Source organism: Paenibacillus sp. GCM10023250, assembly GCF_042653205.1.
GTDB lineage: Bacteria > Bacillota > Bacilli > Paenibacillales > Paenibacillaceae > Paenibacillus_Z.
This window is the reverse complement of sequence record NZ_JBHSHY010000013.1, coordinates 91,513-105,139: the sequence shown is the minus strand read 5'-3', so window position 1 is coordinate 105,139 and position 13,627 is coordinate 91,513. Positions and strand designations below refer to the sequence as shown.

Sequence of the window (13,627 nt, the reverse complement as noted above, 5' to 3'; positions counted from 1 at the left end):
GAGCGGCGCTCCGCGGGTCTTGCTGCTGTTATCGGACGAACGAACCGATTACTATAAGAGAGAGCGTTCTATCGCAGAGCCTCTTCATCCTGCAATGCTTACTGGAGGTACTAGCGAAATGACGAAATCCGAAACCATGGACATGCGCCTCTCGGCGCTGGACGCCGTCTCGAGCGCGGCGGTCTTGGCGATCGTCGAGGAGCTCTACGGCCTCGACCTCGCCTCCGTTCCGGCTCCGCCGGGCGCCCCGCATCCACGCGAAGCCGTCAGCGCCTTCCTCGCGGCACATGCCGGCCGCGCGGCCGGCAGCGAGCTCCGCGCCATGATCAACGCCGCGTACGGCATCAATCTCGACGCCCTGTCCGCGCTGGAAGGGAAGCGGATCAGCCTCTACTCGAAAGGCCAATGGATGCTGCGGGCCGACGACGACCTGTTCGTCGTGCAGACCGGGGAGGGGGACGTCGACGTCGTCATCTATCCGACCGGCTATTACGCGGACATCGCCGGGTCGCGCGCGCTGCCCGCGGAGCTGACCGAGGCGCTGGTCCGCCTGGGCTACGCGGACAACGGGCCGGCCGGCTGCTCGTACGCGAATCCGGACGGCGAAGCGGTACCCGACGCGTTCAAGGGGCGGACGATGGCGGCGCTCCTGGACATCATCCGCCGCTCGTTCGCGGATGCCTAGACGCCAGCCCGTTACTTGCCGAACGAAGACAGGAACTTGACGCGGTCGCCCATCGGCGGCGTGTTGTTGTCCTTCAGCGCGATCTCCAGCACCGCCGGGCCGTTCGCGGCCAGCAGCCGATGGATGGCGTCCTCGCGGAAGTCGTCCATCGCCTCGACGCGGTAACTCGGAATGCCCATCGCCGCGGCCATCTGCGCGATATCGACCGGCTCCTGCTCGAACGAGGCATGCGTGCGCTTGAACTGCAGCGCATGCCCGTGATAGACCATGCCGAGCCGGGCGTTGTTCATGATGACGAACAGAACCGGCAGCTTCGCTTCCTTCGCGGTCAGAATTTCCATGCCGTGCATGAAGAAGCAGCCATCGCCCGTGATGCAGGCGACCGGACGGTCCGGCTCCGCCAGCGCGGAGCCGATCGCCGAGCCGATCCCGCTGCCCATCGCGCCGAAATGCACGTTGATGTTGAACGAATCCCGGTCGAGCACGCGCATGTAATGGATGACGTACGACATGAACTCGCCAATGTCGACGGCATAGCGCGTGTTCACCGGCAGGTGGTTCTGAAGCGTCCGCAGCGCGTTTGCCGTGTTGTATGCCCCGGCGTCCTTGACGGCCGCCCTTCCGAACGCGGCGGCCTCGGCGCCTGCTGCCGTTCTCCGCGACACGCCCAGCACGCGCAGCTCCTCGATCAGCATCAGGAGGCTCAGGTGAATGTCGCCGAGCACCGGGATATCGATCTCGTACTTGCGGCCGAACACCGTCTGGTCGAAATCCAGCTGGATCGCGAAACGGTCCCCGGCCAGATGGACGTTATAATTGTTCGTCGCCGTCTCGCCCAGGCTGGAGCCCACGATCAGGATCGCTTGGCGGGCGCCCTCCGCGATCAGGTTCGACGCCGCTTCGTGGCCGGCGAAGCCGAAGACGCCGGCGAGCAGCGGGTGATCCTCGGGAATGCAGCCCTTGGCCTGCGGCGTGGTCACGATCGGCCATTGCAGCATCTCCGCCAGCTCGAGCAGCGACTCGACGGAGCCGCGGACGCCCTGGCCGACCAATATGCAGCCGTCCGGCCGTTCGGCCATGGCCCTCGCGGCCGCCTGGATCGTCTCGAGATCCGGGATCATCGGCTTGCGCTCCGGCAGCGCCGGGATGTCCGGCTGGCCGACATCGGCGTGCTGCACGTCGATCGGGATGGCCACGTGCACCGGGCCGGGCACGCCGGAGACGGCGATTTGGCACGCCTTCGCGACTTCCTGGAGCAGCTCTTTGGCGTCCTTGACGAGGACGCTGTATTTCGTGACGGGCTTGAAGACCGGCACGGCGTCCAGCTCCTGCGACGCGTTCAGCCCCATCGTGCCGACGGGCACCGCACCCGTCAGGAAGAGCACCGGCAGATGTTCGCGCATCGCGTTGGCGGCCCCGGTCACGAGGTTCGTGCCGCCCGGGCCGCTGCAGCCGATGGCGACGCTCAGCTGGCCGGCGTATTTGGCATACGCCGCCGCCATGTACGACGCCGCCCCCTCATGCTTGGCCACGACCGTCTCGATCTCCGGCATCTCGTACAGCTCGTCGAAGAACGCATTGACCGAGCCGGCCGGAATGCCGAATAGATGCCGAATGCCGCTCTTCTTCAAAAACTCCAATACCGCGCGGGCTGCTTTCATTCCCAATCCCCTCCGTTTATCGATATAGGTCAACGCGACGCCGCCAGAAACTTCGCCTCGAACTCCGCCGCCCGCATCGGACGGCCGAAATAATACCCCTGCATCAGGAAGCATTCGCGCGACGACAGGAACTCCACGTGCTGCGGCGTCTCGACGCCCTCGGCGATGACGCTCAAGTTGAGGTTCTGCGCGAGCGTGATGATCGTATTAATGATGGCCGCGTTGTTGTCGTCCTCCGTTACGTCCTGCAGGAACGATTTGTCGATCTTCAGCGTGTCGATCGGCAGGCTCTTCAGATAGCCGAGCGAGGAATACCCCGTACCGAAATCGTCGATGGCGATCTGGATGCCGAGGCCCTTCAGCGCTTTCATCGACTCGAACGTCAGATCCTTGTTCTTAATGATCAGGTTCTCCGTCAGCTCCAGATGCAGGTAATCCGGGCACAGCCCGGCTTCCTCGAGCGCGTTCTCGACCATGGCGAACAGGTTGTTCTGCTCGAACTGGCGGGCCGACAGGTTGACCGAGACGCTGAACGGCGGATACCCCCGTATCTGCCATGCCTTCAGCTGGCGGCACGCCTGCTTCAGCACCCACTCGCCGATCGGCACGATGAGCGCCGTCTCCTCCGCGATCGGAATGAATTGGTCCGGCGCGATCATGCCCTGCTTCGGATGGTTCCACCGCAGCAGCGCCTCGACGCCGACGAGCCGGTTCGTCTGGTAATGGATCTGCGGCTGGTAGTACAGCTCGAGCTCGTCCAGCTCCAGCGCGCGGTACAGGGCGTTCTCGAGCTTGACGCTCTCGAAGGTCCGGGTATCCATGCCCTCGCTGAAGAAGTGGTAGCTGTTGCCGGAAATTTCCTTGGACTTGTACATCGCCGTGTCCGCGTTCTTGATCAGCGTGTCGGTCGTGTCACCGTTGTCGGGATACAGGCTGATGCCGATGCTCGCCTTGATGTAGATCTCGTTCCCCAGCAGCTGGAACGGCACGTCGAACGTGTCGATGACCGCCTGCACGACCTTCAGCACCTCGTGCTCGTTCTTGACGTTGGGCAGGTAGATCGTGAATTCGTCCCCGCCCATCCGCGAGACCGTCGCGCCCTTCGGGACGCACCGGCTGAGGCGCTGCGCGACGTCGCGCAGCAGCAGGTCGCCGAAGCTGTGGCCGAGCGAATCGTTGATGAACTTGAAGCGGTCGAGGTCCAGGTAGAGCACGGCGAGCTTCTCGCCGTTGATCTGCGCCTGCACGAGTCCCTGGTTCAGCCGGTCCTTCAGCAGCACCCGGTTCGGCAGGTCGGTGACGCTGTCGAAGTACGCGTGGTACTTGATCTCCGCCTCCATCTGCTTGCGCTGCGTGATGTCCTTGAAGGTGACCACGTCGCCGACGATCTCGTCGCCCTCCCGGATGGAGGAAATGACGAATTCCACGGGGAAGCTGGAGTTGTCTTTGCGGTAGAACCGCTCGTCCTGGCCGTAATTGTCCCAATTCCCGTCCGTGGCCGCCGCAGCGGACTGGAGGCCGCCGCTGCCGGTATGGGCGCCGTTGAAAATAATGCTGGACGGCTGGCCGATCAGCTCGCTCTTCGTGTCGTAGCCCAGCATGGCCGCCGCCGCCGGATTGCAAAAGGTGATCCTCCGGTCGAGGTCGAGGCCGAAGATGCCTTCCCCCGCCGAGTTCAAGATCAGCTCCTTCTCGCGGCTCAGCTGCTGCAGCTCCGCCACGACGCGCTCAAGCTCCTGGTTCTTGACCGTGATCTCCGAGGTCCGCTCCTGGATGATGTTCTCCTGCTTCTCCATGTACATCAGGTTCGACAGGGTCGACGCCGTCGCGTCGACGATCGACTGCGCGAGCTCCTTCTTGGCGACCGGGTAGTCGAGGCAGCCCTCCTCGAGCCGGACGACCGGGATGACGCCGAGCACTTCGCCCATCGTGACGAGCGGCAGCAGGAACAACCCCTTGATGCCGAACGTGCGGCACAGATCGTGGTTGGGCCGGCCGTCCGCAAACACGTCCGGGATCAGGACGGCCTTCTTGGTGCGGATGACCTCCTGGAAGACCAGGTCGTTGCTCTCGTCGATCCGGATCTGGCTGTGCGTGCGCATCCAGTCTTCCTCCGACCAGTCGCTGTCCTTGCTCAGCTTGGCCGGCTTGATCTTGCTCTCCGTGAGCGGATCGAGCAGATGCACGCCGATGTTGTAGTTGCCCAGCACCTTGCCGAGGTAGGTGAAGCAGATGTCGAGGCTCTCCTGCAGCGTGGAGCACATCGCCAGATCGCTCGTCACGTCGAGCAGCAGCTGCTTCTCGGCGATGAGGTTCTCCTTGTGCGTCAGGTTCCGCGCGTTCTGAATCGCGACGGCTGCCATGTTGACGTAAGCCTCCACTGTCTGGATCTCGGATTGCGTCAAGTTCATCGGAATGCCGTAGTCGAACAGGAACACGAGGCCGAACAGCTCCTGCTCGAACGAAATCGGTAACACCAGCAGCGATTTGATCTGAAAGCCTTCGACGGCTCTCGGATCAGGCCTGGTGTCCTTCGAGGTATCCGGGATGTACACGGTTTTCTTCGTCTCGACGACTTCCTTCGCCAGCAGGTCTACTTCCATGTCGATGACGTGCATATCCAGCGTCCAGCCGTTGATCACCCGCGGCTTGCCGACGTATCCCCTGAAGGTCCCATCCTCCTGCGGCAGATAGATGCCGACGGAATCACATTGGACGATCTCTTCGGAGATGGCGGTGGTCACATGCTCCAGGACTTCACGCAATTCAAGTTTCGTATTGATCAGTTTTGTCAGATGCGCAAGACGCGAATACCGCATTTGTTCCTTATACACCATTAAACCCCGCTCCCGATTCACGCTATGTTACCGACTTCCTTACAAAGTTCTACAATAACCACGGTTTTCCTGTCTAACGAATGATTAAATCTTGACAAAGTTTCCCGGAACCGTCGGCGTTTGGGTCCGAGATACGGAATTTGTCGCGCGCTTCTGACAGCGCTTGTCAAAATTTCGGGGTCCCAAGACCTACCGCGCCGAAGGGCCGCGGACGGCAAAAAGGCACCCTCATCGGGTGCCCTGCAGGCCGTAAGCTATCCTTGCGGTTCGCCGGATACGCGCTTCAAGCCGGCCGCGCGGCTATTCCAGAGCCAGCCTCGTATCGCCGTTTATGTACGTGCCGTGGTCGATGCCCTCGCAAATCTCCTTCATCCAGCCCGGCCGGTCGAAATTAAACACGTGCATCGGCAGGTTGTAGTCCCGCGCCAGAATGAACGCCGACTGGTCCATGACCTTCAGGTCGTGCTGCAGCACGTCGTTGTAATGGAGCGTCTTATACTTCCGCGCTCCCGGATCCCGCTTCGGATCGGCGCTGAACACCCCGTCCACGCCCTGCTTGGCGACCAGCAGCGCGTCGCAGTTCGTCTCGATCGCCCGCTGCACGGACGGGTAATCCGTCGTGACGTACGGCTGCCCGTTGCCGCCGGCGAAGATGACGATGTAGCCCTTCTCCAGATGGTGAATGGCCCGCAGCCGGATGTACGGCTCGGCCACCGACGTCGCCGGAATCGCCGTCATGACACGCACCTCCCGACCGGTCCTCGCCTTCAGCACGCCGCGCAGCATCAGGCTGTTGATAACCGTGGCGAGGGTGCCGATGTTGTCGGCCTCCGCCCGTTCGATGCCCCACGACTCCGCCATGTTCCCGCGGAAGATGTTGCCCCCGCCGATGACGACCGACACCGCGATGCCGAGGTCGACCACGGACATGATTTCACGCGCGATATGCTCCAGCCGGTCCGGCTCGAACCCGAACTCCGAATTGCCGGCGACCGCGCCGCCGCTTAATTTGATCAGCACTCTTCCGTATCTCGCCATCTTCCGCACCTCCGATAAAAATAAAAGCACTAAAGCATGGGATGCTTTAGTGCTTCGATAGAGGAAACGAGGAAGAAAACGCCGGTTCGCTGCTCGCGCTGACCCGTCCGCTTCATCGTTTCGCCTCCTTTTGCAGATCGTGTTCTTTACCAGTGTATACGTTCCGGCAGCCGTTTGACAACCGGGACCGCGGAACCGGGCCGCGCGCCTCAGCGCGGCTGCCTGGGGCCCGCCGGGGCGCGGCGGAACGCGGACAGCCTCCGGCCGGCGAGCGCCGCTGCGAGGATCGCGACCAGGACGAGCAGGACGCCGATCATCCCGATGACGCCCGGCCAGCCGTAGGCCGACAGGAATGAGCCGCCGGCCGTGCCGAGCACGCTGGAGCCCAGGTAGTAGAACAGCAGGTACAGCGAGGAGGCGTACGCTTTGTACGGCGGCGCGGCTGTCTTGCCGACCCAGCCGCTCGCGACTGTATGACCCGCGAAGAAGCCGCACGCGAACAGGACGATGCCGGCGATCGTCAGCGTCAGGCTGCCGGCCAGCGTGAGCCCCGCGCCGAGGAGCGACAGGACGACGCCGGCCGCGATCAAGCCGGCCCGCGAGAACCGGTCGGCCATCCGGCCGAAGAAGAACGAGCTCCAGGAGCCGACGAGCTGGAAGACGAACAGGCCGCCGATGACCGCTTGGCTGAGGCTGTACGGCGGCTTGGCGAGCAGGTAGCCGATGTAGTTAAACAGCGTCACGTACCCGCCCAGGAGCAGGAAGCCCGCGGCATAGAGCGGCAGCAGCCGCTTGTCGGCGAGCCCTGCCCTCAGCCCGCCCGCCCAGATGCGCAGCGAGATGCCGGACGGCTTGAACCGGCGCGATTGCGGCAGGTACAGCCAGAACAGCACGCTGCAGATCAGGCTGAACGCCCCGAGCGTCAGCAGGCCCGCGTGCCAGTCGAACAGATCCGTCAGCAGGCTGACGATGACCCGGCCGACGAAGCCGCCGATGGCCGTGCCGCCGACGTAGACGCCCATCGCCTTGCCGATGCTGTCCGGCGCGATCTCTTCGTTCAAGTACGTCATCGCGATGGCCGGAAAGCCGGAGAGGCTGATGCCGAGCACCAGGCGCAGCGCCAGCAGCAGGTGGAAGCTGTGCACGAAGGACGAGAGGATGGTGAGCATGGACGTCGCGAACAGCGACGCGACCATGATGTTTTTGCGGCCCCAGGCGTTGGAGAAGGCGGAGATGAACATCATGCAGACGGCCAGGCTGATCGTCGAAACCGAGATGACCAGGCTGGCCGAGGACGGGGAGACCCCGAACTGCTCCGAGAATTGGCCGAGCAGCGTCTGCGGGCTGTATAGAACGGCGAAGGTGACGATGCTGCCGAGCAGCATGGCGAGCAGCGTCCGCCGGTAGGTCGCGCTTCCTTTGGCGATATGCGTCATGGTGTGAGGACTCCCTCTCTCGTTGAACTGAGTCTAAGTGTACGCCTCGACAATTCATAACGTCAAATTTCCTGCCGGACTTCATCCGCACGTTCAACCGGCAATACCAGCAGGTCAAACTGCACTAATTAGGATTAAAAAAGCCCATCATAAATGGCGCCGTGCCGGAACGCATGAAAAAAGCGCCGGCCGTCTCCCCGAAGTTGCGGGGACGACGGCCGGCGCTTCGCGCGTTCCGGCGTTTTGGGCGGGCGCCCGGCGGCCGCCCGCCGCGCTTCCGCGGCCCTGCCGGCCGCATGAACGCTTAGCGGACGCCGTTCACGACGAGCGTCACGTCGATGTTGCCGCGGGTCGCGCGGGAGTACGGGCAGACGCCGTGCGCGGCCTTGACGAGCGCTTCGGCCGTCTCCTGCGAGACGCCGTCGACGTTCACGTGCAGCTGGGCCGCGAGCTGGAAGCCGCCGTCAGCCGCTTTGCCGATGCTGACGTGCGCCGTAACGTCCGTGCCTTCATGCTCGACCTTCTGCATGCGGGCCACCAGCTTAAGCGCGCTGTGGAAACACGCCGCGTAGCCGGCCGCGAAGAGCTGCTCCGGGTTGGTCCCTTCCGCGCCGTTGCCGCCGAGCGCCTTCGGCATCGTCAGGTTCAAGTCGAGCACGCCGTCCGAGGACGTCACGCGTCCGTCCCGTCCGCCTTCCGCCGTTGCGATTGCCGTGTACAAAGTTTCCATCAATAATCTCTCCTTCGGTTTGAAGCTAAAGTAACGTTTACGCTAAATTAGCTTTGATTTAATTAAATTAAATTGCATACAATTTAATGTCGTATACGTAATTTAACATGCCCGTCCGAAGATTGCAACCCTAATTACACAAGCTGTATGATCCTTGAATCGCGGCGCCGGCCGATCGGCGGCGACTGACGCGCGAAAGCCGCCCCCGAAGAGCGGCCTTCGCGCTGGCGCCGGGCCGGTATGAGCTCGATTTGCAATACGCGGCGAACGCGCCGTCAGCCGTCCGCGGCGCCCTGCTGCCCGTCGTCCGGACGGCGCTCCGCCTTCAGCCGGACGAGCACGGTCGTGCCGGCGCCGGGCTCCGACGCGATGGACAGGCCGTACGCGCCGCCGGCGTACAGCTTGATCCGCTCATTGACGTTGAACAGCCCGTACGAGCTGCCTCCGGTGCCGCCGTCCTTCGCCTCGGACGGGGCCTCCGTCAGCAGGCGCGCCACCAGCCCCTCATCCATGCCGATGCCGTTGTCGGTTACGCTCAGAACCAGGTCCCCGCGTTCCTCGCGGGCGGTGATGGCGATGACGCCGCACCTGCCCTTCGCCTTGCGGATCCCGTGCAGCAGCGCATTCTCGACGATTGGCTGCAGGATGAGCTTCGGCATGGCGCACGGCTCGAGGCCGGGCTGGATGTCGAGCTCGAACGCGAACGTGTCCGGGAAGCGGCTCCGCTGAATCTCCAGGTACACCTGCGCGAGGCGGAATTCGTCCTCGACGCTGACGATGCTCCGGCCCTTGCTGAGGCTGAGCCGGAAATATTTCGCCAGGCTGTCGATCATCTGGCTGATGTCCGCCGCGCCCTTGCCGATCGCGATCCAATTGATCGTGTCGAGCGTGTTGTAGAGGAAATGCGGATTGATCTGCGCCTGCAGCGCCTGCAGCTGCGCCTCCCGCTCCTTAAGCTGCGCCTTGTACTTCTCCTCGACGAGCGTGCGCACGCGGAGGATCAGATGATCGACGCTCCGCTCGAGCAGCCGGAAGTCGCCGTTCACCGGCGGCAGCTCGCTCAGGCTCGTCTCCGTGCCCTCCCGGCGGATGACCGTGATGACCTGCTTCACCCGCCGGTTCATGCCCCGTACGATGATGGCCATCAGCACGAACGGCAGCGCGAGGAACAGCGCGATGTACTCCAGCAGCGACGTCCATTCCGACCGCTGCGTCAGCTGCACCGCACGGTGCGACAGCAAGGACTCGGTTCCCTGTGCGACCAGCTTCCAGCCCGTCGGGTCCAGCGTCGCGTACATGACGTCGTTGACCTCGCCGTTCAGCTTCACCGCGCCGGTGCCCTCGCTTCCCCGCTGCAGCACGTTCAGCACCGCCGGATCGAGGCTCGTGCCGATCCGCGACCGGTCAGGGTGATAGACGATCGTCCCGTTCGGGTCCGCGAGGTACACCTGCGTGCCGGGCGCGAACCGCAGCGTCGACAGAATGCCGGCCACCATGCTCTCCTTGACGTCGATCATGAGCACGCCGGAGATTTTGTCGTACCGGTTCGGATCGCGCAGCATGCGGGCGAGCGAGAAGATCCGCGCGTCCCCGACGTCGAGGAAATGCTCCGTGTAATCGCCGGTCCAGACGATGCCGCCGTTCGCGGCGATGATCGGGGCGTACCACGGCCGGTCCTTCAAGCTGTCCAGCGCGAAGAAATTGATCCGCTCCGCGGCATACAGCTTCGATTTGTCGACGAACAGCCGGACGTGATAGACGTCGGAGTTCGTCTGCACGGTATCGATTAGGTTGCGCAGGTCCTTGACGACCTGCAGCTGGATGGCGATCGACTGGTCGTCCGCGCCGACGGACAAGTACGTATGCAGGTTGGCGTCCATGAACGCCGCGTTGCTGATGTCCTCGAGGTGCGCCAGCCGGTACGACAGGTTGCTGCCCGCCTGCTTCACCGTCTGCTGCATCGTACGGACGACCTCGTCCTTCAGAATCTTGGCCGAGCGCTCGTAATACCCGTACAGAAACACGGCCGCCGGCAGCACGATCAGCAGCAGGTACGCGATCAGCCACTGGCGCGGCATCGCGAAGCGGCGGACGAACCGCAGGCCCGCGCCGCCGGCGGCAGCCAGGCAGCGCCAGACGAACGCGGCGGCGTTACGCATGCGTGTCCCGGTACGCGCTCGGCGTGACGCCCGTCGCCTTCTTGAACAGCTTCGTGAAGTAGCTCGGGTCCGTGTAGCCGATCGCGTGGCAGATGTCGTAGAACTTGTACTGCGGGTCGCGCAGCAGCGCCTTCGCCTTCTCCACCCGGACCTGGGTGAGGTACTCGTTCACTGTCTGGCCCGTCTCCTGCTTGAACAGCAGGCTGACGTACGTCGGCGTCAAGTACACCTCCCTGCCGATCTCGGCCACGGTCAATCCGCCGTTCGCGTAGCTCCGGTCGATGATGGCGCGCACCCGCTCCACGACGTTCGCCGTCTTGCCCGAGCGCTTCTCGCGGATCCGCCCGCACGCGTCCAGCAGCCGCGATTCGAGCAGCCGCCGCAGGTCGCCGAGCGTCTCCTGCTCGAACAGCGCCTCCCACAGGCCGGAGTCCGGCGCGTCCGCGTCCGTCCCGCCCGCGGGTACGTTCAGCTCCAGCAGCAGCTGGTCGACCGCGAGCGCGAGCTGCAGGCAGACGTTGCGCCCGTACCGCAGCCCGCCGCGCCGTCTGCGGGCCAAGTCGGCAAAGATCCGGTCGAGCCCTTCACGCAGTTTGTCCGCATCCGCGGCCTTGAGCGCCGAGGTGAGCTCTTCGTGGCCGGCGGGACCGCTCCGTTCATAGCCGCCCGCGTCCGTCTCGGGCTCGCGCAGGCTGTCCATGGTGATGATGCGATTCTTGCCGAGGTACCACTTGTGGTCGGCAGCCTCGCGCGCCTGCCGGTACGCCTGCGCCAGCGAGGACGGCGTCGTCACCCGCTCGCTGATGCCGATCGTGACGCCGATCTTGAGCCAGCGCTCGAGGTTGTCCCGCACGTCGCCCGCGAAGGCGAACAGCGCCTCAGCCGCGTCCGACGCGCACTCATCGTCCGGCTCCGCCCGCAGGATGCCGACGAATTCCCCGGCTCGGCGCTCGAACGCGTACCCGGCGAGATGGCGGTCGATCAGCTCCTGGGCGATGTTCAGCACGGCGTACCAGAGCAGCTGGCGGTCGGTCTCCGTCCGGCTCGCCAGGACGCCGGCCATGTCGTCGACGGCGAGGACCGCGACCCAATACGGCGTATCGGCGGGCAGGCGCAGGCCGAGGAAGTCGAGCCGCTCATTCAGCCCCTGCTTCGGCGCCCCGCCCTCCACCAGCGACAGGAGCAGCTTCTCCCGCAGCAGGGGCATGCCTTCCTTCAGCTTGACCTCCAGCTCCTCCTTGCGCCGCCGCTCCGCCCGCTCCGCGTCGAGGTCCGCCACGACGCGCCGGATGACCGCGCTCAGCTCCTCGAGGTTGACCGGCTTGAAAATATAATCGACCGCGCTGACCTTGAGCGCCGACTTCAAGTAGTCGGCGTCGTCGTGCCCGCTGACGAAAACAATCTTCGTCTCCGGATGCCGGGCGGAGATCTCCCGCGACAGCGCGATGCCGTCCAGATTCGGCATCCGCACGTCCGTCAGGACCAGATCCGGCGTCTCGCGCCCGACGATCCCGAGCGCCACGTCGCCGTCGTCCGCCTCGTCCATCACTTCGATGCCGAAGGCGGACCAGTCGATATACGCGCGCAGCCCCGCGCGCACCGTCGGCTCATCGTCGACGATCAGCAATTTGTACATGAACCCGTGCCCCTTCCTCCTCGCGGTGTATCGGCCGGCGGCGCGCATGGCGCCGGACCCCGCCGCGGCGCGAACGAACGCCCGCCCGCGCGAAACGGCAACGAGGCGGCGCCCCCAGGGGCACCGCCATTGCCGGAAGACCGTCCGCGCTTCTCGCTTCGGTCCGGTTAGGTTGTCGTCACGCGGAAGCGGACGCCCTGCCGCTCCAGGATGCCGTGCAGCTTCGCCATGGACACGTCCTTCGCCGCATGCGCGTCGTCCAGCGCGATCGACGCCGCCGCTCCGGCGGCCTGGCCGAGCGCGTAGCAGGTCGCCTGCACGCGCATCGAGGACATCGCCACATGCGTCGCCGAGATCGCCCGGCCGGCCACGAGCAGATTGTCGTACGCGGCCGGCACCATGCAGCGGTACGGGATGTCGTACCCGTCCACCTTGCGCTCGTCGGTCGTCTTCTGCGCGTCCGGGCTGTGAATGTCGATCTCGTAATTCGTCTGCGCGACCACGTCCGCGAACCGCGCCCCGCCGACCACGTCCTGTTCCGTCAGCGTGTAGAGGCCCTCGATCTGGTTCGTCTCGCGCACGCCCGTCTGCGGCGCGATATGCGCGATGGCGTACGTCTCGAAGCCGGTGCGCTGCAAGTAATGCGCGATGGAGAACACCTGCCGCAGCGCCTCCGTCTCCGCGAAGTTGACGTCCGCGAGCTTGGCGCCGTTCGCCTTGACGCGCGACATGTTGACGAGCAGCGTGCCGTCGCCGTGCTGCTCCCAATACAGCCGCCGGCCCTGCGGCAGCTCGGCTACGTCGTTATAGAAATAGCAGCCTTCCGGCAGCACCTGCTTCACCGGCTTGCCGGTGTCCTGCATCGTGAACATGAGCGTCATCGGCTGCGTCAGGCCATCCGACTCGCGGCCGGCATGGTACGGCACGCCGGCGTCGATCGCCACGCGGGCGTCGCCGGTGCAGTCGATGAACACGCCGCCCTCGAACGCCCGCAGCCCTTCGCGCGTAGACACGATGACCGCTTTCAGCCGCCGGTCCTCCGTCACCGAGCCGACGAATTCGCTGTGGAAGAACACCTGCACGTTCTCCTTCTTCATCTTCTCGTTCAAATACTGCCGCAGGAGAAACGGCGAATATTGCGGCGCGATCGATTGATCGTGGTCGGCCGGCAGAAACTCCGCCAGCATCTCCGCGATAATCTCGCGGTAGATGCCCGTCACGTTGCCGACCGGCATGAAGATGCTGACGTTGGCGAGCGTGCCCATGCCGCCGAGCTGCGCGGATTTCTCCAGCAGCGCGACCGTCTTGCCGCACCGGGCGGCGGCGATCGCGGCCGCCGTGCCCGCCGGGCCGCCGCCGATCACGACGACGTCCGTGCGCGAGTGGGTTTCGACATTCCGGGTGAACGCATACTTCGTGTTTGCCATGAATGAGGACTCCTTTCG

The 13,627-nt window shown here is 64.5% G+C and carries 9 protein-coding genes; 1 reads left to right on the top strand and 8 read right to left on the bottom strand.

Going from position 1 to position 13,627, the window contains the following annotated elements; genetic code table 11:
* Nucleotides 1–118: 118 nt before the first annotated feature.
* Entirely contained in the window at nt 119–685 is a 567-nt protein-coding gene (locus tag ACFPB1_RS12975; RefSeq protein ID WP_379225808.1) for a hypothetical protein, read from the top strand.
* A gap of 11 nt (nt 686–696) precedes the next feature.
* On the opposite strand, the gene ACFPB1_RS12970 is transcribed toward ACFPB1_RS12975, so the two are convergent.
* The 8 genes from ACFPB1_RS12970 to ACFPB1_RS12935 all read right to left on the bottom strand — a co-directional run bounded on the left by ACFPB1_RS12970 (nt 697) and on the right by ACFPB1_RS12935 (nt 13,609).
* Complete coding sequence (locus tag ACFPB1_RS12970; RefSeq protein WP_379225806.1) at nt 697–2,346, bottom strand: thiamine pyrophosphate-binding protein; 1,650 nt, start codon at nt 2,344–2,346, stop codon at nt 697–699.
* A 29-nt stretch (nt 2,347–2,375) separates the two neighbouring features.
* Entirely contained in the window at nt 2,376–5,180 is a 2,805-nt protein-coding gene (locus ACFPB1_RS12965; protein WP_379225913.1) for an EAL domain-containing protein, read from the bottom strand.
* A gap of 303 nt (nt 5,181–5,483) precedes the next feature.
* Nucleotides 5,484–6,221 (bottom strand): UMP kinase, encoded by a 738-nt coding sequence (gene pyrH, locus ACFPB1_RS12960; protein ID WP_379225804.1) that lies wholly within the window; start codon nt 6,219–6,221, stop codon nt 5,484–5,486.
* A 209-nt stretch (nt 6,222–6,430) separates the two neighbouring features.
* Entirely contained in the window at nt 6,431–7,657 is a 1,227-nt protein-coding gene (locus ACFPB1_RS12955) for an MFS transporter (protein ID WP_379225801.1), read from the bottom strand.
* Nucleotides 7,658–7,961: 304 nt separating this feature from the next.
* Nucleotides 7,962–8,387: an organic hydroperoxide resistance protein gene (locus tag ACFPB1_RS12950; protein WP_379225799.1), complete on the bottom strand. Its 426-nt coding sequence runs from the start codon at nt 8,385–8,387 to the stop codon at nt 7,962–7,964.
* Between the two features lie 275 nt (nt 8,388–8,662).
* A complete protein-coding gene (locus ACFPB1_RS12945) occupies nt 8,663–10,546 on the bottom strand; it encodes a sensor histidine kinase (RefSeq protein ID WP_379225797.1) in 1,884 nt (627 codons plus the stop codon).
* Nucleotides 10,539–12,182, bottom strand: coding sequence for a response regulator (locus tag ACFPB1_RS12940; protein ID WP_379225795.1), 1,644 nt, complete (start codon nt 12,180–12,182; stop codon nt 10,539–10,541). The genes ACFPB1_RS12945 and ACFPB1_RS12940 overlap by 8 nt, the downstream gene beginning before the upstream one ends.
* A 167-nt stretch (nt 12,183–12,349) precedes the next feature.
* Nucleotides 12,350–13,609: an FAD-dependent oxidoreductase gene (locus tag ACFPB1_RS12935; protein ID WP_379225793.1), complete on the bottom strand. Its 1,260-nt coding sequence runs from the start codon at nt 13,607–13,609 to the stop codon at nt 12,350–12,352.
* Between the last annotated feature and the right edge of the window lie 18 nt (nt 13,610–13,627).